The following is a 24,601-nucleotide window of genomic DNA, read 5'->3' on the forward strand; positions in this document are numbered from 1 at the left end:
TTTTTAAGCAATAAAGTTATTTAAAATAATTGACCTACACTATGGCTCAAATCATAAAGGAAGATATTTAATTGAAGATATTAGTGTGGGAAGTTTAACTATTTTGTCATATTTAATTATAAATGTTTACAAAAATGTATACTAAAAATACTTAATTTTAATAGAAATTTTTCTTTAATAGTTCTATAATATTTTTTGAGGTTAGCTTTATAAAATAGTTGCTTTACTCAAACCTAAATTATGCAATATCAAAGGAGGTATTTTAATGGATATTGAAAGAATGACTGTTAGAGTTCAAAAAAGTTTAAATGAGGCTTACAATGAAGCTGTTAAACATCACAACCAAATGGTTGATGTAATTCACTTATTTTCAGCTTTAGTAAATCAAGAAGACGGTTTAATTCCTAATATTTTAGAAAAAATGAATATATCTGTTACTGCTCTTAGAAGTAGCATCAATGAAGAATTAGACAAGCTTCCTCAAATTTATGGAGAAGGAATTAATTCTCAAGGTGTAACTGCATCTAGAAATATTGAAGAAGTATTAATAAAAGCAGAAGACATTTCAAAAGACTTTAAAGATTCCTACATAAGTGTGGAACATGTAATGCTTGCTATTACGGAAATGACTTCTATTTCAAACGTAAAAAAAATATTAAACATGTACAATATAAATAAAAATGATTTTCTTCAAGTTTTATCTGCAGTAAGAGGTAGTCAAAGAGTGGAAAGTCAAGATCCAGAAGGAACTTATGATGCTCTAGCTAAATTTGGTACAAACTTAGTAGAACTTGCTAAAAAACATAAACTAGATCCAGTTATAGGTAGAGACGAAGAAATAAGAAGAGTTATAAGAATTTTGTCTAGACGTACTAAAAACAATCCAGTACTTATAGGTGAACCTGGTGTTGGTAAAACTGCCATAGTGGAAGGTTTAGCTGAAAGAATAGTTAGAGGTGACGTTCCAGAAGGACTAAAAGATAAAATAATTTTCTCACTAGATATGGGTTCACTTATTGCTGGTGCCAAATACAGAGGTGAGTTTGAAGAAAGACTAAAAGCAGTACTCAAAGAAGTGCAAAGTGCTGAAGGAAAAATAATATTATTTATAGACGAAATACACACAATCGTTGGTGCTGGTAAAACAGAAGGTTCTATGGATGCAGGTAATTTAATAAAACCTATGCTTGCTCGTGGAGAACTTAACTGTATAGGTGCTACTACTTTTGATGAATACAGAAAATATATTGAAAAGGATAAAGCATTAGAGAGACGTTTCCAACCAGTAATAGCTGAGGAACCTACGGTTGAAGATACAATTTCTATTCTTAGAGGTTTAAAAGAAAGATTTGAAATACACCATGGTGTTAGAATTCATGATAGTGCAATAGTTGCTGCTGCAAAACTTTCTAATAGATATATACAAGATAGATTCTTACCAGATAAGGCCATAGACCTAATAGATGAAGCTGGTGCCATGATAAGAAGTGAAATTGATTCTCTTCCTACGGAATTAGATATGGTAAGAAGAAGATTATTTACCTTGGAAACTGAAAGAGAAGCATTATTAAAAGAAAATGATGAAAAAAGTAAGCTAAGATTAGAAGAGCTTCAAAGGGAAATTGCTGAACTTAAATCTAAAGATGACGAAATGACAGCGAAATACGAAAAGGAAAAAGGTTCAATCACAGAAATTAAAAATTTAAAATCAAGATTGGACGCAGCTAAAGGCGATGTGGAAAAATACGAAAGAGAATACGACTTTAATAAAGTTGCTGAAATAAAATACGGTATAATACCTGATTTAGAACAACAAATAAAAGAAGTAGAAGAAAAAATGAAATCAGGATATGATAATGCTCTACTAAAAGAAGAAGTAACAGAAAACGAAATTTCTGATATAGTTTCAAAATGGACAGGTATACCTGTTACAAAACTTGTTGAAGGTGAAAGAGAAAAACTTCTTAAATTAGAAGATGTACTTCATGAAAGAGTAATAGGACAAGATGAAGCTGTAACTGCCGTATCCAATGCAGTAATAAGAGCAAGAGCAGGGCTAAAAGATGAAAACAAACCAATTGGTTCATTTATATTCCTTGGACCTACTGGTGTTGGTAAAACAGAACTTGCTAAAACTCTAGCTAAAACTTTATTTGACAGCGAAGAAAACATTATAAGAATAGATATGTCTGAATATATGGAAAAGCACTCAGTATCTAGACTTGTGGGACCTCCTCCAGGATATGTAGGTTACGAAGAAGGCGGTCAATTAACAGAAGCTGTTAGACGAGCTCCTTATTCTGTAATTCTATTTGATGAAATAGAAAAAGCTCACGAAGATGTTTTCAACATGTTTTTACAAATCTTGGATGATGGTAGACTTACTGATAACAAAGGTAAAACTGTAGACTTTAAAAATACAATCATTATAATGACATCAAATATAGGAAGTAGTTACTTATTACAAGATGAAGGCAATATTACAGAAAAAACTAAAGATTTTGTAATGGGTGAAATGAAAAGAAGATTTAAACCAGAATTCCTAAACAGAGTAGATGACATAATAATGTTTAAAGCCTTAGATAAAGAAGAAATTAAAAACATTATAGATATATTTGTAAAAGCTTTAGCATATAGATTAAAAGACAAAGATATTACAATAGAAATAACAGATGAAGCTAAAAATATTATGGTTAAAGAAGGTTATGACCCAGTGTATGGTGCAAGACCACTAAAAAGATATATTGGAAACACTTTAGAAACAATGATAGCGAGAAGAATGATTGCTGGAGAAATTTGCAATGGATGTACTATATTAGTTGATGGTGAGAATGACAATATAACTATAAAGGTTAAATAAAACTTTAAATAATATAAAAAGGGTTAAAATACTAATAAAAGTGTTTTAACCCTTTTCATTATACACATAAGCTAAGGGAATTTTTATGTATTTACTGTATATTTATGATATAATAAAAATTTAGAATGAATAAATTAATCTTACTTCAATGAGGAGGACAAAAATGACGAATACTATATATTTAGTTAGACATGGCCAAACAGAGTGGAATATAAAAGGAAAAACTCAAGGTCATGGTAATTCAAACTTAACTGAAAAAGGTGTTAATCAGGCTAAAGAACTAGCTGACAGCATGATTAAATATCCTATTGACTACATATATTCAAGCGATCTTGGTAGAGCAGTAGAAACTGCACAAATAATAAGTAATAAATTTGATTTAGATGTGATTAAAACTTCAGGCCTTAGAGAAATGGGCTTTGGAGCATGGGAAGGTCTTTTAATAAAAGAAATTCAAGAAGAATATAAGGACATATATCATACTTGGAGAAATGAGCCTCACCTTGCACAAATACCTGGGGGAGAAACTCTTCAGATTATAAAAGAAAGAACAGATAAATTTTTAGATGAGTTAAATGAAAAATACGATGGAAAACATATTGTACTTGTAACTCATTCTGTAACAGCAAGAGTAATACTTCTTTCTGTTTTAAATTCAGGAATGGAAAATATCTATAGAATTAATCAAGGAAATACTGCACTAAATGTTATTGAGTTTAGAGATTATGGACCAGTTGTTATAAAAATGAACGATACAAGCCATATTAAAACTAATCATAAACTAGAAAATAGTGCATTAGAATAGGAGAATATAATGTCAAAAGTAATAGTAGTAGGTGGAGGTCCATCAGGAATGATGGCAGCACTTATAGCTTCTAAAAACTCTCATGAAGTTACCTTAATAGAGAGAAATGAGGAACTAGGAAAGAAGCTTAAGCTTACTGGTGGTGGAAGATGTAATATTACAAATAAAAGATACATTGAAGACTTTTTTGATAAAGTTGTAACTAATAAAAAATTCTTATACAGTGCCTTTTATTCATTTACCAATGAAGACTTATTAAGCTTCTTAGACGAAAGTAACCTTGAATACAAAGTAGAAGAACATAATGATTATAAAGTTTATACAAAAAGTGATAAGGCAACTGAGCTTATCAATAAATTTAAAGACCTACTAATAGAAAATAATATAAAATTGCTTTATAATAGCAAAGTAGTAGATTTAATTATAAACGGAAACAACAAAATAGAAGGTGTTGTTTTAGATAATAATACTAAAGTCCTTGGAGACAAAGTAATAATATCAACAGGTGGAAAAAGTTATTCTAAAACTGGATCTGATGGCACAATGCATAAAATATTATTAAAACATGGTCATACTGTAACTAATACTTATCCTGCTTTATCTCCTTTAAAAATTAAAGAAGATTGGACAAGAAGATTACAAGGTATATCTTTAAAAGATATAGAAATATCATGCAAAATTAAAAAGAAAAAAATATGTAAAAGAGGAGACATGCTCTTTGCTCATTTTGGTATAACAGGACCAGTAGTACTTATCATATCATCTTATATTAATAAAAACTTAGAAAATGAACCTATAGAATTAAACGTTGACGTTTTACCAGATGTAACTAGAGAAGAAATAAGCAAAATTATAAGAGAAAATCCTAATAAAAATATTGCAAACAACTTAAAGTCCATATTACCATTTAACTTTTTAAAAGAGATTTTAGATTTATTAAATCTTACTGAAACAAAACCTAATGAATTAACTAAAGAAAATGAAAATAAAATTATTGATTATATAAAAAACATGAAGCTAACTACGAATTCAACTTTAGGAATACAAGTTTCAATGGTAACAAGTGGTGGCATATCAGTTAAAGAAATTAACTCTTCTTCAATGGAGTCTAAATTAATAGAAGGCTTATATTTTACAGGAGAAGTAATAGATGTAGATGCAGAAACTGGAGGATATAATCTTCAAATAGCTTTCTCAACAGGTTATTTAGCAGGTATAAGTTTATAGCTTAAGCTAAAATACTTTAAATAAGAACAAAATAGGAGAAATAATATGAATAATTTAGTAATAGCAATAGATGGACCAGCAGGAGCTGGAAAAAGTACAATAGCAAAAATAATAGCAGACAAGTTAAACATAAACTACATAGATACAGGTGCTATGTATAGAGCTGTAACTTTAAAATGTTTACAAAATAAAGTAAATATAGAAAATGAAGATGAAGTAATAAAATTAGCAAAAAAAACAGTAATAGACTTTAAAGAGAATAACATCTACTTAGATGGTAAAGTAGTAAATGAAGAAATAAGAACCATAGAAGTAACTAATAACGTTTCTAACGTTGCAAAAATAAAAGAAGTTAGATACTTAATGGTGGATGTACAAAGAGAAATCGGTACAAGAAACTCTGTAATACTAGATGGAAGAGATATAGGTTCATATGTTTTTCCAAATGCTGATTACAAATTCTTCCTTATAGCTACACCTGAAGAAAGAGGAGCTAGAAGATACAAAGAATTAGTAACAAAAGGTGTTGAAGTTAAGCTTCAAGATGTAATAGCTGATATAATTAAAAGAGACGAGATAGATTCTTCTAGAGAGTTTGCTCCTCTAGTTAAAGCAGAAGATGCCATAGAAATAGACACTACTGGTAAAAGCATAGACGATGTGGTTGAATCAGTTTTAAATAAAATTAAATAAGGGAGAGATGCATTTGAGTTTTTATAAATTTGTTTTAAGTTTATTTACTTTATATAGTAAAGTATTTTATAAATATGAGGTAATAGGTGCACAAAATATTCCTGACGAAGGAAATTTGATAATTGCAGCTAATCACAAATCTAATTTAGATCCTATTTTTATAGCAGCTGCTGTGAAAAACAGAACAGTTGCACCTATAGGAAAAAAGGAATTATTCGAAAATAAAATATTAGGTAAAATATTGAGTAATTTAAATGTTATACCCATAGATAGAGAAAATCCTGGTATCTCTACAATAAAGACCATTCTAAAAAAACTAAAAGAAGGTTATGCTGTTGGCATATTTCCAGAAGGAACTAGAATAAAAGGAAATGGATTTGGTGATGCCAAAGCTGGTTTAGCTTTATTTGCTGTTAAAGGAAAAGCTAATGTAGTTCCTATATCAATAATATCAAATTATAAGATATTTAATAAAGTAACAATCTACATTGATAAACCAATTTCATTTGAAGAATATTATAAGCAAAAGCTAAGTGCAGAAGATTACGAAAGATTATCTGGAGATGTACTTGAAGTAATTAAAGATAATTATTATAAAAGATAGGAGATTTGTTATGGAGGTTAGAATAGCAGAAAATGCGGGATTTTGTTTTGGTGTTAAAAGAGCTATGAACATGGCTTGGGATGAACTAGAAAACAAAACTAGTGATAATGTATACTCTCTAGGTCCCCTTATTCATAATAAACAAGCCGTAGATAAATATAAAGAAAAGGGACTAATGGAGATGGATTCATTAGATAAAATCCCTAGTGATAGTAAATTAATAATAAGATCTCATGGTGTTGGAAAAAAAATATACACAGAGTCTGAATCAAAAAACATGGATATAGTAGATACAACTTGTCCATTTGTAAAAAAAATACACGACATTGTTAATGAGTTTTCTAATAAAGGTTATAAAATTATAATAGTTGGTAATTCCACTCATCCTGAAATAATAGGAATTAACGGTTGGTGTGATAACGAAGCAATAATAATAAATAGAGAAGAAGAAATTGATAATATAACATTTAATGATAATGATCTATACTGTGTAGTTAGCCAAACAACTGCTAACTTAGAATCTTTTGATAAAATTGTTTCTAAGTTGAAAAGTAAAATAAAAGACTTAACTGTTAACAATACAATTTGCTTTGCTACAAAAGAAAGACAACTGTCAGCTACTGATTTAGCAAAAGAAGTTGATTGTATGATAGTTATTGGTGGAAAACATAGTTCTAACACTCAAAAACTAGTGAATATATGTAAGAACATAGTACCTACTTTTTCCATTGAAACTAAAGGAGAATTGGAAAAAAGTAAGTTAGAAAAATTTAAAGTTGCAGGTGTAACTGCAGGAGCTTCCACACCTGATTGGATAATAGAAGAAGTAATAGGATATTTAAAAGAAATATAGTATAAATAAATCCACTAATTTATTAGTTTTAATAAATTAGTGGATTTTTCATATTATAATGAATATAAACAAGTATTTTTATGGAGGAAATTTATATGGCTATGTGGAATTCTTGGCGTGGTTGTAAAAAATGTAGCGATGGCTGTAAATATTGTTATATTCATAAAGGAGATTATAAAAAAAGTATAAATACTAATGAAATAATCAAAACTAATGATTTTTACAAACCTATAGAAAAATATAAAAATGGAAGTTATAAAATAAAATCAGGTACTGTATATCTATGCTTTTCTTCTGATTTTTTAATTGAAGAAGCTGATTCATGGAGAGATGAATGTTGGAAAATGATAAAAGAAAGAAATGATTTAAAATTCTTGTTTTTAACAAAAAGAATAGACAGGTTTAAAAATTGTATTCCAAAGGACTGGAATGATGGTTATGATAATGTGATTGTATGTTGTACCATAGAAAATCAGAAAAATGCTGATTATAAATTACCTATTTTTAAAGATTTACCCATAGAGCATAAATGTATTACAGCTCAACCTTTACTTGAAAATATAGATATACAAAAATATTTGAATGATATTGAACTTGTTGTAGTAGGTGGCGAATCAGATTATAATGCAAGGCCACTAAATTATGACTGGGTACTTAATATTAGAAATCAATGCATAAAAGCAAATGTTAATTTTGAGTTTAGACAATGTGGAACATACTTTATAAAAGATGAGAAGATGTACAAACTTCAAGTTAAAGATTTATGCAAACAAGCAAAGTTAGCAAATATAAATTATAAAAAGAAATAAAGAAATTAAGGGAGGGTTTCATGGGGATAGATATAAATAGCAATATAAAAATAGAAAAAATCAAAAAAGGTAATAAAAATCTAATTACAGATGTAAAAGGTATTAAGGTAGGACATGTAACATTAAATTCTAAAAATATAAAAACAGGTGTCACTGCCTTACTACCACATGAAAACAATATATTTAAAGAAAAGGTAATGGCAGCAAGTTATGTTATAAATGGATTTGGCAAAAGTGTTGGACTTATTCAAATAGACGAACTTGGAACTTTAGAAACACCAATAATACTTACAAACACACTAAGTGTGGGAACATGCACTACAGCACTGATTAAATATATGTTAAAAAGTAATGAAGATATTGGTGTAACTACAGGAACAGTAAATCCCGTGGTTATGGAGTGTAATGATGGGTATTTAAATGATATTAGAGGCCTACATATTAAAGAAGAGCATGTTAAAGAAGCTATAGAAAATGCATCTGTAGATTTTAAAGAGGGATGCATTGGAGCTGGCATGGGCATGAGTTGCTATGAATTAAAAGGGGGAATAGGGTCATCTTCAAGAGTTGTTGACCTAGATTATAAAGAATACACAGTAGGTAGCTTAGTTCTTACAAATTTAGGTCTAAAAGGCGATTTAATATTGGATAATAAAAACATCGGTGAAAATATAAATACTATGGACAATTATGAAAAAGAAAAGGGCTCTATAATAATTATCATTGCTACGGATATTCCTCTTAGTGAAAGACAGTTAAAAAGAGTAGCCAAGAGAGCAAGTGTGTCTCTTGCTAGAACTGGGTCCTATTTAGGCAATGGAAGTGGAGATATTGTTCTTGCTTTTACTACTGCTAATAAAGTGCCTCATTATAAAAATAGTGATATCTTATCTTTTAATATGATTCATGATGATGAAATAGATAAGGTATTTAGAGCAGTTGTTGAGTCTGTTGAAGAGTCGATTATAAGTTCTATGTTACATGCAATTACAGTTGTGGGTAGGGATGGTCATATTAGAAAAAGTATAAATGAGTATATGAAATAGCGAGTTGTCCAAAAGATGATTTAAAATAAATATAAAAAACTGGCTAGGAATCGAATTTTACGATAAAAATAAAAGATTCCTCTTAGAGGGGCATAACTTTATTAAAACACTATCTTTACGTTTACAGTTTGTAGGAGATGAATAGGAAATATAAGTTCTATTAAAATATAAGAAGACTATATTGGATACAAATAATAATCCTATATAGTCTTTATATTTGTATTAAAATATTTAAATTTAATTATATGTATAAATAATATATTGTATACTTTTCATAAAATGTTCTTTTATATTAATTTAATTATTATAATGAGAGTATATTAATGTGAAACATCATTTCTCATTGTGGAATGATACATTGATAATACATTTTTTATAAGGGGATATATGAATGAATATTGGAATTTTAGGTGCAGGGGCTATGGGAAGTCTATATGGTGGATTATTATCGCGAAATAATGATGTATATTTAATAGATATATGGAAAAAACATGTAGATACCATAAATATTAATGGATTAAAAATAGTTAATAAAGACGATGAGATTAAATTTTATCCTAAAGCTACAATTGATGCAAATTTATTACCAAAATTAGATTTAGTAATAGTGTTTGTGAAATCAATACATACACTAAAAGTTATTCAAGATAACAAAGATATCATTGGTGATGAAACCATAGTACTATCATTACAGAACGGCTATGGTAATGCTGAGGAAATAGTGACAGTAGTAAAAAAAGAAAATATAATTGTAGGGACTACTTCAAATGGAGCAACTTTATTAGGACCGGGAAAAATCAAACATGCTGGATCAGGAATAACATATGTTGGATCACTTGATAAAAATTCACTTCATAAAGCAGAGAAAATAAAACAAATCATGAGAGAATGCGATATTGAAACAGATATAAGTGATAATATATTAGAACTTATATGGTCAAAATTAATCGTAAATGTGGCAATAAATCCAATTACAGCACTTTTAAGAATAGAAAATGGGAAATTATTAGAATCTAGTTATACGCTTAATTTAATGAGAAATCTAGTATATGAAGGCGTAGATGTAGCTAGAGCACTAGGACTAAACTTTGAAAAGGAAAGTACCTTTGAGAAAGTCAAAGATGTAGCTAAGAATACTTACAATAATAAATCTTCAATGTTACAAGATGTTTTAAATGAAAGAGAGACTGAAATAAGTAAAATAAACGGGGCTGTGGTAAAAGAGGGGAGCAGGTTAGGTATATCTACTCCAATAAATGAAACAGTAGTAATGCTTGTAAAATCAATTAGGTATTGTAAATAAGGAGGATTAAATATGAATAATCAATACGAAAAAGTAATGGAAAAATTAGACTCAGAAGGTCTAATAAAATTTACTCAGGAGTTGATTCAGATAAATAGTGTGTATGATCCTGAAGATACAAATGCTAATGAAACAAATGCGGCACAATATGTATTTGACTTTTTACAAAAAGAAGGCTTTGAGGTTTATATGGAAGAGGCAGTAAAAAATAGACCTAATGTAATTGCTTTTTTAAGGGGAGATGAAGAAGGCAAAACTATTTTGTTTGAAGGTCATACGGATGTTGTTTCAGCAGGTGATTTTAGTCAATGGACTTATAATCCATTTGGTGGAGAGATAGTAAAAGTAAATGGTAAAGAAAGAATTTATGGTAGAGGCGCTTGTGACACAAAGCAAAATCTTGCAGCTGCAATATATGCAGCAAAAGCTATAAAGGATTCTAATGAGAAATTTAAAGGAAATATATTACTGTGTATACCATGTGATGAAGAAGGTTTAATGTTAGGAATAAAAAGCTTCATAAAAAATGGATGGGCGGACAATGTAAATGCAGCTGTCATATGTGAGCCCGAAGAAAAAAATTTATGTATATTTCAAAAAGGTGCTTTAAGAATAAAAATAAATTTCTATGGGAAAATGGCACATGGGTGTATGCCACTTTCAGGAAACTGTCCTAATTGGGCTGTAGGTAAAGTAATATGTGAGCTTAGAAGGTTAGAGACTTTTGAAAAATATAGATTGGGAAGACATGAATATCTTGGGTATCCAAGTATAACACCAACTATGATTCAAACTCCAATAAATGGAGTATCTCAAATAAACGTTATTCCATCAGATGCATATGTAACACTAGATATAAGAACTGTTCCAGGCCAAGAACATGAAGGAATAAAAAGACAAATACAAGGAATACTAGACGACTTCTCTTCGCAATTTAGAGAAGGAGATGATAAGTTTACTGCAACTATTGAGGTATTAGACGACAGACCATGGACAGAAACCTCAAGAGATGAACCAGTAGTAAAATCTATAGCAAAAGCTTATAGAAATGTAATGAAGGCAGAACCTATATATAATGGAGTTCCAGGAGCTACAGACGGTACTTTTATACAATGTCAAAAAGGAATACCCGTAATAGTAACAGGTGCAGGTGATAGAGAAGTTCCTCACCAAGTCGATGAATGGTGCGAATTAGAGGATATTATTGAAACTTCAAAAATATATATCCTTACAGCTCTATATTATTTAAATGAAGAATATTAAGGAGGATAAAAAATGGATGATAATAAATGGGAAAAAGATATTTTAATTGAAGACCCAAGGTTTAAACAGTGCAATAAAGAAGCCATAATGGTTTTTTGTATTGGTATCGTTAACTTAATATGGTGGTTTGCATGGGGATATGGTTTAGGTTCACAACCTATTTCTGAATATACCTATGTGCTAGGATTTCCAATGTGGTTCTTTATGAGTTGTATAGTAGGAAGTATATTATTTTCCATTATTACAGTAATTATGATAAATAAGTTTTTTAAGAATATGTCTCTGGAAGCCTTATCTGAAGATGAAGTAGAACAATATAGAAAGGAGTATAAATAATGAATTCGTCGGTTGATTATGGAGTATTGATTCCTATATTATTATATTTTGCTGTGGTATTTGGCGTAGGTTTTTATTCTATGAAATTCGTTAACAAAGCTAGAAATAGCAATGGTGAAGGTAGCGAATTCATGGATGAATATATGACAGGCGGAAGAGGGCTTGGTGGATTTGTTTTAGCTATGACATTAGTAACTACTTATTTAAGTGCGGGGAGTTTCATAGGTGGTCCTGGAACAGCTTACACTCAAGGACTAGCATGGGTATTCTTGGCAATGGCCCAGATGCCCACAGGATACTTTACTTTAGCAGTATTAGGTAAGAAATTTGCCATAGTTTCAAGAAAAATAAAAGCTGTTACAATAACAGACTTTTTAAGAGAAAGATATAAATCAGATGTAGTGGTTATATTAACATCATTATCTATAATAGTGTTTTTTATAGCTGCAATGTCAGCTCAATGGGTAGGAGCAGCTAGATTATTACAGGGATCCGTAGGTCTTCCATATAAAGTAGCATTAGCTGCGTTTGGTATAACTGTTATAGTTCATACGGTAATTGGAGGATTTAGAGCTGTTACTTTATCAGATACAGTACAAGGTGTAATAATGACAATTGCAACAATTGCTATTTTTGTAGGAACAGTAGTAGCTGGTGGAGGAGTAGAAACTATAGTTACAAATATGAGGGGTATAAATGAAGGTCTTATCACACCTTTTGGTGTAACAGATGGAATGATGACTATGGCATGGGTAACATCTTTTTGGATTTTAGTTGGATTCGCCGTTATAGGTATACCTTCTGTATCCCAAAGAGCTATGAGTTATAAAGATACGGACAGCCTTCATAAAGGTATTAAATATGGAACAATAGTATCAGTTATATTACTATTAGGAATGCATTTAGTTGGAGCTTTTGGAAGTACTTTAGTTACAGGTATTGAATCAGGAGATTTAGTAGTACCAACATTAACAACTGAATTATTCCCATCTGTAGTAGCAGGATTATTATTAGCAGGACCATTAGCATCAATAATGTCAACAGTAGATTCTCAGCTACTTGTAGCTTCTGGAGCTATAGTGAATGATATATATACTAATTATATAAATCCTAAGATTAAGTCAAGTTCTAAAATTGTTGGGAAAATAAGTATACTAGCAACAAGTATATTAGGTATAATTATATTTATAGTATCTTATAATCCTCCAGAGTTAATAGTCTGGCTAAACTTATATGCTAATGCTGGGATAATATCTACTTTTTTATGGCCAATTATATTGGGACTATATTGGAAAAGAGCAAATGCACAAGGCGCTTTAGCAGCAATTATATCAGGTATAGGAACTTATGTATTATTTAGTTATATATGGCCTAGACCTTTAGGAATGCATACTATTGTATTACCTTTAATTATTTCACTAGTTTTATTCATAATAGTTTCAAAATCAACCAAGTCACCAACTAAGGAGACAATAGAACTATTTTGGGGAGTATATTCTAAATAAATAATTTTTAAATAATGATAGACTATAACTATTTTGGGGGCTATTTATATGAAAAAGAAAGTAAGTGTTTTAGATTTAAAGCAAATGAAACAAGAAGGCAAAAAATTCACTATGGTGACAGCATACGATTATACAAGTGCATCTATAGTTAATGCGTCAGATGTAGAGCTAATTCTAGTAGGAGATTCTCTAGGTATGGTAATAATGGGATACGATAGTACTACAGGTGTTACAATGGAAGAAATGATTCATCACATAAAACCTGTTGTAAAAGGAGCTCCAAATACATTTATAGTTGGAGATATGCCTTTTGGATCATATAATGTGACTATAGAAAAATCTATAGAGAATGCAAATAGAATAATAAAGGAAACAGGTTGTGACTGTGTTAAGTTGGAAGGTGGTGTAGAATTTGCAGATACTATAGCAGCCATAGTAAGAGCGGGTATACCAGTTATGGCTCATTTAGGTTTAACACCTCAAACAACAGCACAATTAGGCGGGTTTAAAGTTCAAGGTAAGGATTTAAAAACTGCAAATAAATTAATAGAAGATATAACGGCAGTTTCTAAAGCAGGGGCATTTGCAGCAGTAGTAGAATGTGTTCCTTCACAAGTTGCTAAAGTGATGTCGGAGTCTGTAGATATACCTATAATTGGAATTGGAGCAGGACCAGATGTGGAAGCTCAAGTATTAGTAACTCAAGATATGATGGGTATGTATGACAAGTTTACACCTAAATTCGTAAAGAAATACTCAAATATAAGAGACATAATGATAAAAGTATACAATGAATTCAGTGGTGAGGTAAGTAGGGGTTCATTCCCATCATCAGAATATAGTTTTAATATAAAAATAGAAGGGTTAGAATAAAGGGATAATGGAAGAGGAAAATAGATATTTAATAAAATCTTTAATAAAAGCATTCAATGTATTAGAATTAGTAGTAAAAAATGAAAAAATGAGTATATCTGAAATCAATGATATAACAAAATTAGGTAAAAGTACTATACACAGACTATTATCTACATTTAAAGATATGAATTATATTGATCAAAACAAAGAAGATAATACGTACTTTGCAACGATTAAAATCTTTGAACTTGGAAATAGCGTAACAAATAAGATGCCAATAAAAAATATTGCAAAACCTTATTTGCAAAAACTATATGAAGAATGTAATGAAACAGTAAATTTAGGTGTAATAATAGGCGATGATATCATATATTTAGATAAAATTATGACTAAAGAACCATTAAGAATTGATTTAGAGATAGGGAAAAAGGTACCAGTTTACTGTAGTTCATTAGGTAAATCTATGTTAGCCTTTAGTAACAGCATGAATCTTAATACAATAAAATTCGAAAAATTCACAAATAAAACAATATCTAACAAGAAGGATCTTATAAAAGAACTAGAATCTATTAAAGAAAATGGCTATGCCTTTGATGATGAAGAGTATATAGAATATTTATCTTGCATTTCTGTTCCTATAAAAAATGGAGAAGGTATAGCTATAGCAAGTATAAGTATAGCTATTCCAACTATAAGATTAGATGAAGATAAAAAGCAAAACTTTATAACTTTATTAAAATTTTATGCAAAAAAAATAGAAGAAGATATGTTAAATCGTTATTCTATTTAATAAACTCTAAAGAAGTTTTCTTATATACTTACTTATCATCAAATATATGATTTAATCAATACTTGACTAACTAATGAACTAAAAAATCAAAAGAAGTATCTAATTGACTACAAATAAATATGCCAAATATGATTACAATATTCAAGAACTTGATTTAGAGAATCCAATAAGAGGATTCTCTTTTTATGTATTAACTAAATTATTTATTTCATCCAACTTTCAGGTGAATTCATATATTCTTGGAATTTCTCTAAAAATAATCCTACATGATATCCATCTGCCACAGCATGATGAACTGTAATAGAAAAAGGCATCATTTTTTTATTACCTTCTTCAAAAAACTTCCCACCTTGCATAATAGGAGAATAGGTAGTCATAGTTGCAAATGGCACAGGAGTATAGCTAGAAAATTCTATCCATGGTAACATGCCTATCATAAAGTTATTTTGTGGAGCCATTTCAGTTTTAGCCATAGGTCCATGATTATCACCATATTTATTTTGGTCATCCATATAATTCTTATAGAAAATATCAAAATCATCATCATATTCTGTCCACATATTTGACATAGTGTTATCATCTTTATGTAAAATTGCATAAGACGGATGTAAAACTTCGTAATAACCTAGTTCACCATCTAAATAGGCAACTCTAAATTCCTTCAATTCACTTATTACCTTTGAAGCAACGTATAAATAAGCTGGAAAAAATTTTTTCTGTTTAGCTTTTACCATATTATAGGCATTGGTAATATCAATATTTACACTGATACTGTATCCAGTTGGTAACATTTTTGTAAAATAATAAAAATATTGAGATCTATTCCACTTTTTTAAATCTATTTTATGAAAATTCTCATTTAACATTTGCATCCCTTCTTTCTTAATCTGATTTATAAAACAAGTATATTATAAAATTCTTAACTTTGTAATCTATCCTCCGTAGAGTTTAACTCTACTAAAAGTAAATTTTGTTTCTATGTATAAATAAATATGTTAAATTGTAATAATATTTTTAGTATAATAAAACGTTACTACCATATTTAAAAATGCAGGATAAAAATAAAAACTGTAGTTTTTTAGACCAAGAAGGTAGATGTATGATTTATAAATATTTACCTGAAATAAAAAATAGATTGGGAATTATTTAGTAAACTAAGCATATAATTTACGCCAACCTAAAAAAATATAAATAAACAAGGAACTGAAAAGGGCGTATCAAAAAAGATACGCCCTTGAAATTTCTTTTTACCATACAATATAGTATGATAAATCATATTTTACCATACAATAGATAAAACCAAATAAATATTAAAAATAAATTTACAAAAGTTTTTATTATTCATAAAGGAGGAGTTCATAATGAGAGTCACACCAGATATGATAGATAAACAGCTTCGTTTAAAAGGTAAACTCATGAGTAAATTTGTTCGTTATAATAGTCCTAAAGATTTTCAAAAAAATAACAAAATAGTAGAAAGATTACATAAGGGTAAGAATAGCAAAAAATGATTTGTGAGGAAAGATATATTACTAAGAAAGATGGTGGAGTAATCAGGGTGTGCATATACAAACCAATTGATTTCAAACCAAATGCAACAGGTCTTTTGTGGATACATGGTGGAGGGTATGCCATGTGTATTCCAGAACAAAATATGTATTATTTTGAAAACTTCACTTCTGTTGCAAATTGTGTAATAGTTGCCCCTGACTATACTCATTCAATAGTAAGACCGTACCCAGCGGCCTTTACTGACTGTTATGATATTCTTTGTTGGATGAAAGCTAATGCAAGTAAGTTAGGAATTAGAGATGATCAACTATTCGTTGGAGGAGAAAGTTGTGGTGGAGGAATTACTGCTGCCATAAGTCTTTATGCAAGAGATACTAAAGAAGTTAATATTGCTTTCCAGATGCCATTATACCCAATGTTAGATGACAGAATGAATACATACTCATCTATAAATAATAATGCTCCTGTATGGGATTCTATAAATAACTCTTTGGCATGGAGGTTATATTTAGATGATTTATTTGAAAGTAACAATGTTCCGAAGTATGCAGCTCCTGCTAGAGAAGTTGATTACTCTAATCTTCCTCCTACCTTTTCATTTGTGGGAGAAATAGAGCCTTTTTATGATGAAACTGTAGAGTACATTAAAAATCTTAGCTTAGCTGGAGTAAAAACATATTTTTCAGTTTACAAAGGTTGTTATCATGGGTTTGATACAGTTTGTCCTAAATCAAATAAAGGAAAGTTAACTATGAATGATATGCTTAGAGTTTTTGAATATGCAACAAAAAATTATTTTGCAAAACAATAAACTAAATATTGTTTAGTGAATCTAATAAAATTTAAAAATAAGTAAAAAATTTATCAATAAATATCGAATTGTATTAAGATGTTAATCATCTGGAAGAGTATGAAGACAATTGGAACTGCGGATACCATAGACCATGTAAGCATAAAGATTGCTAATCAAATATATACCAAATAATTATTCTATTTGGTGTTTTTAGCTCTTTTAAAGATCCAAACCCAAAATAAACAATTCTACAAATAATATTAAATTGAAAAAAATAAAAAGATGTAGATAATTTACTTATAAACTAGATTATCTACATCTAAAAAATAAAAAAGTAAAGTTCAAATTTAATAATAAAACTATTTTCTATTTTGATATTTTTTCTTCTTATATTCGTATTCAGGTATCGGAGTAGGAACTACAGTACCTGGAATACCAGCTGGGCCTTGTGGACCTATATCACCTTTTGGTCCCTGTGGACCTGTATCACCTTTTGGTCCCTGTGAACCTGTATCACCTTTTGGTCCCTGTGAACCTGCTAGGCCTGCTGGACCCATTTCTCCTTTTGGTCCCTGTAGACCTGCTGCTCCCGCTGGGCCTGCTGCTCCCATTTCTCCTTTTGGTCCCTGTGAACCTGCTGGGCCTGCTGGACCCATTTCTCCTTTTGGTCCCTGTGGACCCATTGGTCCCATTGGGCCTGCTGGACCAGTCTTTCCTTGTGATCCCATATCTCCTTTATCACCTTTTGGTCCTTTTGGACCTTGTACACCCATGTCTCCCTTTGATCCTTTTGGACCCATTGGTCCCATCGGTCCCATTGGGCCTGCTGGGCCAGTTTCTCCTTGAGCTCCTACACCACTAGAAAAACTGCATAGCGGATTAACATAAACTTCTTTACCTAAATCTACATATTGAATAGAACTCAATTTAATATAGATAGGACCTTTACCAGAGCATGTTTTACCCATAACTGCACACTGATTAACCTGACAAACTTTTAATCTTAATATACAGTCACTACCTTCTAACTTTAACCCCACAATTTTGCCAATTGAACATTTTAAAATATTAAAAATTTGAAAATCTCCACAATTTACAGGAACAACAAACATAGGGCAAGATGTAGATTCCATTTTACCAGAGCAGTAAACTTTTTTATTTTTACAAGCTTTATCTGCTTTTAGCTCCTGACATGAAGACATGTTGCAAGAATTACACTTATTTACACAATTTTTGTCCATAATAGTACACTCCATGTTGATAATATTTAGTAGAATTTCTACGTATTATATTTATATGATAAAAGTAATAAAATGTTTATCATAAATACTTAGAGAAAGTAGTCTACATGGCGTTTTGTCTATTTGAAATGAATGTATACTTAAAGGAGTAATTTATATCCCAAACCATAGAAGTTTTTTATTTCATAAGTATGTAATTAAAGAATGGATAATTAATTCTTATATCCATGCTTTAATAAATTTCTACTATAAAGTTATATTTTCATTTATTAATTATTTATCCAATAAACTTCCATAAAGTACAGGATAATAAGTAGTGCTAGTAGTATCCATATTGAAGTCTCTTACCTTAACATAACCTGTGCTAGATGAAGTATCAATGGTTTTTCCTTTACCAAGGTATATAGAAACATGATGTACGTGGTATTCTATATTATTAATAACTTCTTTTCTACTACAAGTATCGTAATCACCATTGTTATCACAATATGGACTATTTTCAATATTAAAAAAGATTAAATCTCCTGGCTTAAGCTCACTAGGTGTTATCTCTCCACCTTGTTCAAGTACATATTTAGCTTGACTATTAGATCTTATATTATTTAATCCTGTGTATCCTATAGAATTATAGCAATACGCTGCAAAAGTATTGCATCTTAACAAACCATCTGCAGTAGGTCCATAAGGAAAGCCTAACTTAGAAAATCCATTATATAATAAATTTGTTCTTTTATCATTTTCAAAACCAGACTTTATTTCCATATTATTTGAAACTCCATTACTACCAAAAGTAAAATTAATATTGCAATAAGTTATTGTTTTATTAATAGTCATTGCAAAAGTACTTTCATCAAAGTAATATAATTCTTTATCAAATGATTGAAGACCACTTAAAGCATTAAAATCTTTATCACTAAAATAATAAGTATTGCCATCTATTTTCTTAAATCCATTAATAGCTTTGCAAGTAGATGTATCAAAATAATATTTTTTCCCTTTTATTGTTCTAAGTCCTTTTAATGCCTCACCTGATGATGTTGAGAAATAATATTTTTCTCCTTCTATTGTTCTAAGTCCTTTTAATGCCTCACCTGATGATTTTGAGAAATAATATTTTTTACCTTCTATTGTTCTAAGTCCCGTTAATGCCTCACCTGATGATTTTGAGAAATAATATTTTTTCCCTTCTATTGTCCTAAGCCCTGTTAGTGCTTGATATGATGATTTTGAGAAACAATATATTTTCCCTTCTATTCTTTGAATACCTATTAATGCTTCACCTGATGATTTTGAGAAACAATATATTTTACCTTTTATTGTTCTAAGCCCTGTTAATGCTTCACCTGATGATGTTGAAAAGTAATACTTTTTACCTTTTATTGTTCTAAGCCCTGTTAATGCTTCACCTGATGATGTTGAAAAGTAATACTTTTTACCTTTTATTGTTCTAAATCCTGTTAATGCTTCACCTGATGATTTTGAAAAGTAATATTTTTTACCTTTTATTGTTCTAAGCCCTGTTAATGCTTCACCTGATGATGTTGAAAAGTAATACTTTTTACCTTTTATTGTTCTAAATCCTGTTAGTGACTGGCCTGATGATGTTGAGAAATAATATTTTTTACCTTTTATTGTTCTAATCCCTGTTAATGCTTCACCTGATGATTTTGAGAAATAATATTTTTTACCTTTTATTGTTCTAAATCCTGTTAATGCCTGGCCTGATGATGTTGAGAAATAATATTTTTTCCCTTCTATTGTTCTAAATCCTGTTAACTTTTTACCTGTTTTAGGACTATAGTAATAGATTTTACCAGATTTCTTAACAAATCCAGAATATTTTCTTGTAGTTAAAGTAGTGGCTCTTTTAGCATAAGAAACAGAATTTACATCTGAAAAAGCAATGAAAAATAAGGCCATCACTAAAAATAAGCTTAAGCAAATCTTTATTTTATTATTTTTTTTAAACATTTAGTTTCCCCTTTCACGCATCTTTAATTTCCCCCTCCATACATCATATTGTCCCCAAAATATTTAATTGCGCACACATAAATTATAGTGAAAAAAATCATAATTGCAACAATAAAATTAATCATTTTTAAAAACGAACAATAATTTTCAATTTTCTACAATATATGATATTTTATTATAAGTTTATAATTAAATTTAACAAATAAAAAATTTTCAATACAAGTTTTTGCATGTGAAAAATTATAGTATACTTATAATTTTGGGATAGACAAAGTATATCAATTTCAGAATTACAAAACCAAGACGTAATTTCTAGAGAAGAAGGTAGTGCAAATAGAAATCAATTCGAGCAATTACTTATAGAAAACAAAATTAAGATAAATAAGAAATGGAGCTACACTAATACAGAAGCTATAAAAAATTTAGCCAAAGATGGAAAGGGAATAGTCATAATATCAAAATTATTAATAAAAAAAGAAATAGAAGAGAAGAAGCTTAGAATTGCTAATGTGGATAATAATCATTATCATAAATTAGTTAAATCTTATATAAAATTAAAACATAATTAACCTAAATATAGGAATAAAGGGTCTTATGTAGAAATATATAATATAAGCTAAATTCAGATACAGACATTATGATTTCATCTTAATACTTTAGTAAATATAAAATTTGAGGTGATTATATGCCATGTAAAACTAAAGTTAATGAGGAGGAAACAATAAAAGAGATTTGTGAAAAACTAAATAAATTAGTAAAAAAAATAATATATTTAGATCCAAGCTTTGTATATATAGGTTCAAAAGAGAAGGGCTATTATAGCATTTATAATAAAAATAACTACGGCAAGAGCATGGATTTAAGCTTAAATTTCAGATTATATTACCCAGATAAAGAATCTTTCTATTATGATACAGAAGTTAAACATTTAAAAAGTAAGGATCTTGATGAATATATCCAAAATAAATATAATGATAGTAATTTACTTTATGCTAAAATAGAGTGGTTTTCTGTAAATCCAACTAGTAAGGGTGTGGGTAGTAAATTAATAATTCATTTTATTGAAATATTAAAAAGTATAGAAAATCTCGAATTTATCTTACTTACTCCTAAAAATAATGCTGCTAAAAATTTTTGGTCTAGAAATAAATTTGTTGAAGAAGATTATTATTTAAAACTTGATAAAAGAGTAAAAAATACTGCTTGTAAAAGATTAGTTTACAAGTTTTAATATTATTTTATCTTAAATAATAGGATTTAAAATATAAAAGTGCCTATTTTTAGTCTTTCGAACATTCGTTCTTTCTGATAAAAATAGGCACTTTTATTTGTTTTTTTCAAAACAATACAATAAATTTATATTATTTCTTTAGTTTCATTATTGCAATCTTCTAATAAAGATATTTTTTTATCTAGTAACCATATAGTTGTACCACATAAAAATACTATTATAGCAACAATACCATAAGCATAAACAAATAAATGGCCAGATAACATTTCATATAAATATCCATACGTCTTTCCTGCTATGAATCTTGCCAAGGGCCATACACCCATCATAAGACCAAGCAATCCAGGAGGAGAAAATTTACTTATAAAGGATTTTCCTAGTGGAGCAAAGACCATCTCTCCAATAGAAATTAATATTCCTACTACAATTATCCACATTAAGCTAGCTTGGCCATCTCCTCTTAATATTTCTGCTGTACACATAAGAATGAATGCAAATCCTAATAACATCATTCCCATAGCAGTCTTTTTAAAAATGCTCATATCGCCTTTTGATGATTTAGCATTTCTAGACCAAACCGCTGCTAATACTGGTCCTAAAATTATACAACAAAGTGAATTTAGGGAATCAAACCAAGAAGAAGGAACTCTAAAATTTCCTATTACCCAATTAGCTTTATTAGCATAATCAAAATCCGGCCCCCAGTGATATAGTACTGGCATAGAAGTTAAATACCAAACAATCCAAAATACTATAGAAAATACACTAAAAAGAACTATAGCTCCAACTTTTTTCTTATCATCTAATGTAAGAGGCCTTCTATAATCTTTTGATACCTTCTTAGTATAAGTTTTGTTTTCATTTGCTTCAAATGGCTTTTTACCTATTTCACCAAATGTGGCTTTACCTCCAAAGTAAAACCATATAGCAGAAACTAATAAAAATAGGGCACATACTAAGAATGTTTTACCAAAACCTATTTTATAGGCTATAAAAGATACTACAAGTGTTCCAAGAAATGAACCTATATTTGCTATAGAATATTGAATGCTAAAGGCGGAATCTAGCTGACTTTTATCTTTAAATAATCTACCACTTATTCCAGCAATATTTCCTTTATACAAACCTGTCCCAATAGATACAAGCACTATCATACCACTTAAAAGTTTTGGTGATGACATTACAGATGCTTGATATCCAAGCACATAACCAATACCCATAATTAAGGCGCCTAGAATAACACATAGTCTAGGATTTATCCACCTATCTGCAATAAAGCCTCCTAAAATCGGAGTCAAATAAGTAAAAGCTACTAGATTTGCAGTCATTTTTGCACCATCAGCAGGTGTGAGTCCTAGACCTCCTTTTATAACTTCAGCAGCAATAAATATGGCAATTAGCCATTTGGCTGAGTAAAATGCCATACGTTCTAATGCATAGGCTGAAGTACATACATAAAAGCCCATAGGATATTTAATTTTTAATTTCGTTGATATTTGCATATTTCCCCCTTATTCATTACTTTCACAAAGTTTGTGAAATATGGTTATATTATACAATATAATTGTTTGCTTTCCAATAAAATGAACTAGTTATAATGTATATTTAAATTGAAAAGAGTACTATAATAAATAGTATACGTTATAGGAATTTTAACTTTTATTAAAAGTTTACATAATAACATTATAGAAACTTTTTTCTTAAGGAAAGTAAATTTAGTAAACAACAATAAATATAATTTATTTATAGATACAATTTAGATCTTACTAAGGAGAGAAATATATAAATGCATATATTAAACCTAAATACAAAGCAAGTAATAAAAAATATAGATGAAATCAGTTTTAATAAAGATTACCATTTTATCGTATGTAATCCTTGGGAGTTAAAATTTTTTAAAGACACTTTAAAATTAAATGATGAAGCTTATAAAGACTGTCTTACTTTTGATGATAAGGTAAGAGTTAATATTTATGACGAATATATCTTCTTTACTCTTGCTAATTTCCAAATATGCGAAGAGGATATTCTATTAGAAGAAATAAATATATTCTTATCAGAGAAATACATACTAATAGTTCTTAGAAAGAAAAATGATATATATAAGGAAGTAAAACAATTAATGTGTGAAACATTCTACTATAAATCTAACCTTACTTTATCATTATTTATAATATACTCTAGTATACTTAGAATTATAATTTCTAACCAATTTGAAAATTTGGAAAAAGTAGAAGAGATTATTTTACAATTGGAAGATGATATTATAAATGAAACAGGGGAGAATGTATCTAGTAAAATAAGTCATATAAGAAGTATTTGTAGAAACTGTGTAAAAAATATTAGGCCTTTAACTTATATAATAGACACTTTACTAAAAGATGGTATGGAATTTTTCTCTGATGAAGATCCTGATAATTCATACTTAGAAAAAGAATATGAGAAGCTTTTACAAGGATTAGATTTATCCATAGATAAGCTTTACAATTTTTCATTAAGCACAAGAGAACTAGCAGATAAACTTTTAGATATCTATTCATCCAAAGTTTCAGAGAAAACGAACAGTCTAATAACTAAGCTTACTATTTTTACAGGAACAGCTGTACCCATAAGTATAATTACAGGTATATATGGTATGAACTTCAAATACATGCCTGAGTTAACTTATACATATGGTTATAAAATTACAATCTTAATTATTATATTAATAATAATTATTAGTTTTATTATTTTTAAAAGGAAAAAATTTCTATGAGAATAAAAGTTACCATAATAATTAAAATGGACCCTTTGTCAAGGACACTAGAAAAAACGACTGGCTAAGCCGTCATTAAAAGTTGACTTCTATACTTATTAGGAGTCAGCTTTTTTAAATTCCATTGACATCTATAATTATTGTAATAA

24 protein-coding genes are annotated in these 24,601 nt (G+C 29.1%); 19 read left to right on the forward strand and 5 right to left on the reverse strand.

What is annotated here, in order from left to right:
• The first annotated feature begins 265 nt into the window (after positions 1-265).
• The 14 genes from clpB to K0040_RS04355 all read left to right on the forward strand — a co-directional run bounded on the left by clpB (position 266) and on the right by K0040_RS04355 (position 14,949).
• Positions 266-2,860 (forward strand): ATP-dependent chaperone ClpB, encoded by a 2,595-nt coding sequence (gene clpB / locus K0040_RS04290; RefSeq protein WP_228107713.1) that lies wholly within the window; start codon positions 266-268, stop codon positions 2,858-2,860.
• 163 nt (positions 2,861-3,023) lie between these two features.
• Complete coding sequence (locus tag K0040_RS04295; RefSeq protein ID WP_228107714.1) at positions 3,024-3,665, forward strand: histidine phosphatase family protein; 642 nt, start codon at positions 3,024-3,026, stop codon at positions 3,663-3,665.
• Positions 3,666-3,674: 9 nt separating this feature from the next.
• Positions 3,675-4,892: a BaiN/RdsA family NAD(P)/FAD-dependent oxidoreductase gene (locus tag K0040_RS04300; protein ID WP_228107715.1), complete on the forward strand. Its 1,218-nt coding sequence runs from the start codon at positions 3,675-3,677 to the stop codon at positions 4,890-4,892.
• 45 nt (positions 4,893-4,937) lie between these two features.
• Positions 4,938-5,585 (forward strand): (d)CMP kinase, encoded by a 648-nt coding sequence (gene cmk, locus K0040_RS04305; RefSeq protein WP_228107716.1) that lies wholly within the window; start codon positions 4,938-4,940, stop codon positions 5,583-5,585.
• A 7-nt stretch (positions 5,586-5,592) separates the two neighbouring features.
• Complete coding sequence (locus K0040_RS04310) at positions 5,593-6,189, forward strand: lysophospholipid acyltransferase family protein (RefSeq protein ID WP_228107717.1); 597 nt, start codon at positions 5,593-5,595, stop codon at positions 6,187-6,189.
• 10 nt (positions 6,190-6,199) lie between these two features.
• Positions 6,200-7,042, forward strand: coding sequence for a 4-hydroxy-3-methylbut-2-enyl diphosphate reductase (locus tag K0040_RS04315; RefSeq protein WP_228107718.1), 843 nt, complete (start codon positions 6,200-6,202; stop codon positions 7,040-7,042).
• A gap of 95 nt (positions 7,043-7,137) precedes the next feature.
• Positions 7,138-7,851, forward strand: a complete 714-nt coding sequence (locus K0040_RS04320) for a DUF5131 family protein (RefSeq protein ID WP_228107719.1) — start codon at positions 7,138-7,140, stop codon at positions 7,849-7,851.
• 20 nt (positions 7,852-7,871) lie between these two features.
• Positions 7,872-8,897, forward strand: coding sequence for a DmpA family aminopeptidase (locus K0040_RS04325; RefSeq protein ID WP_228107720.1), 1,026 nt, complete (start codon positions 7,872-7,874; stop codon positions 8,895-8,897).
• A gap of 391 nt (positions 8,898-9,288) precedes the next feature.
• Complete coding sequence (locus tag K0040_RS04330; RefSeq protein WP_228107721.1) at positions 9,289-10,200, forward strand: ketopantoate reductase family protein; 912 nt, start codon at positions 9,289-9,291, stop codon at positions 10,198-10,200.
• A gap of 12 nt (positions 10,201-10,212) precedes the next feature.
• A complete protein-coding gene (locus K0040_RS04335) occupies positions 10,213-11,463 on the forward strand; it encodes a M20 family metallopeptidase (RefSeq protein ID WP_228107722.1) in 1,251 nt (416 codons plus the stop codon).
• Between the two features lie 12 nt (positions 11,464-11,475).
• A complete protein-coding gene (locus K0040_RS04340; RefSeq protein ID WP_228107723.1) occupies positions 11,476-11,799 on the forward strand; it encodes a YhdT family protein in 324 nt (107 codons plus the stop codon).
• Positions 11,799-13,304, forward strand: coding sequence for a sodium/pantothenate symporter (gene panF, locus K0040_RS04345; protein WP_228107724.1), 1,506 nt, complete (start codon positions 11,799-11,801; stop codon positions 13,302-13,304). Before K0040_RS04340 ends, panF begins: the two co-directional genes overlap by 1 nt.
• Before the next feature lie 48 nt (positions 13,305-13,352).
• A complete protein-coding gene (gene panB, locus K0040_RS04350; protein WP_228107725.1) occupies positions 13,353-14,177 on the forward strand; it encodes a 3-methyl-2-oxobutanoate hydroxymethyltransferase in 825 nt (274 codons plus the stop codon).
• 7 nt (positions 14,178-14,184) lie between these two features.
• Positions 14,185-14,949 carry an IclR family transcriptional regulator gene (locus tag K0040_RS04355; protein ID WP_228107726.1) on the forward strand — a complete coding sequence of 255 codons (765 nt, stop codon included), beginning with the start codon at positions 14,185-14,187 and terminating at the stop codon, positions 14,947-14,949.
• 203 nt (positions 14,950-15,152) lie between these two features.
• Here the strand turns inward: K0040_RS04355 and K0040_RS04360 are convergent, their stop codons facing one another.
• Complete coding sequence (locus K0040_RS04360) at positions 15,153-15,815, reverse strand: chloramphenicol acetyltransferase (protein ID WP_228107727.1); 663 nt, start codon at positions 15,813-15,815, stop codon at positions 15,153-15,155.
• Between the two features lie 495 nt (positions 15,816-16,310).
• Between K0040_RS04360 and K0040_RS04365 the strand changes: the two genes are divergently transcribed.
• Both K0040_RS04365 and K0040_RS04370 read left to right on the forward strand, forming a co-directional pair.
• Positions 16,311-16,460 (forward strand): hypothetical protein, encoded by a 150-nt coding sequence (locus tag K0040_RS04365; RefSeq protein ID WP_228107728.1) that lies wholly within the window; start codon positions 16,311-16,313, stop codon positions 16,458-16,460.
• Entirely contained in the window at positions 16,457-17,272 is an 816-nt protein-coding gene (locus K0040_RS04370; protein WP_228107729.1) for an alpha/beta hydrolase, read from the forward strand. Before K0040_RS04365 ends, K0040_RS04370 begins: the two co-directional genes overlap by 4 nt.
• A gap of 341 nt (positions 17,273-17,613) precedes the next feature.
• Here K0040_RS04370 and K0040_RS20660 read toward each other — a convergent pair whose 3' ends face one another.
• Entirely contained in the window at positions 17,614-18,495 is an 882-nt protein-coding gene (locus K0040_RS20660) for a collagen-like domain-containing protein (RefSeq protein ID WP_265588802.1), read from the reverse strand.
• 273 nt (positions 18,496-18,768) lie between these two features.
• Positions 18,769-20,466, reverse strand: a complete 1,698-nt coding sequence (locus K0040_RS04380; protein WP_228107730.1) for a hypothetical protein — start codon at positions 20,464-20,466, stop codon at positions 18,769-18,771.
• Positions 20,467-20,741: 275 nt separating this feature from the next.
• Here K0040_RS04380 and K0040_RS21255 point away from each other — a divergent pair, with 275 nt between their 5' ends.
• Positions 20,742-21,035 carry a LysR substrate-binding domain-containing protein gene (locus K0040_RS21255; protein WP_334302488.1) on the forward strand — a complete coding sequence of 98 codons (294 nt, stop codon included), beginning with the start codon at positions 20,742-20,744 and terminating at the stop codon, positions 21,033-21,035.
• 116 nt (positions 21,036-21,151) lie between these two features.
• On the forward strand, positions 21,152-21,697 hold the full coding sequence (locus tag K0040_RS04390) for an N-acetyltransferase (protein WP_228107731.1): 546 nt from the start codon (positions 21,152-21,154) through the stop codon (positions 21,695-21,697).
• A 125-nt stretch (positions 21,698-21,822) separates the two neighbouring features.
• Here K0040_RS04390 and K0040_RS04395 read toward each other — a convergent pair whose 3' ends face one another.
• Positions 21,823-23,199, reverse strand: a complete 1,377-nt coding sequence (locus K0040_RS04395; protein ID WP_228107732.1) for a peptide MFS transporter — start codon at positions 23,197-23,199, stop codon at positions 21,823-21,825.
• 284 nt (positions 23,200-23,483) lie between these two features.
• Here K0040_RS04395 and K0040_RS04400 point away from each other — a divergent pair, with 284 nt between their 5' ends.
• Positions 23,484-24,452, forward strand: a complete 969-nt coding sequence (locus K0040_RS04400) for a magnesium transporter CorA family protein (protein ID WP_228107733.1) — start codon at positions 23,484-23,486, stop codon at positions 24,450-24,452.
• A gap of 64 nt (positions 24,453-24,516) precedes the next feature.
• Here K0040_RS04400 and K0040_RS21000 read toward each other — a convergent pair.
• Positions 24,517-24,601, reverse strand: an 85-nt coding sequence (locus tag K0040_RS21000) for an IS3 family transposase (RefSeq protein ID WP_331476270.1), incomplete at its 5' end; no start/stop codon positions are given.

This window comes from Terrisporobacter petrolearius (assembly GCF_020748185.1).
GTDB lineage: Bacteria > Bacillota > Clostridia > Peptostreptococcales > Peptostreptococcaceae > Terrisporobacter > Terrisporobacter petrolearius.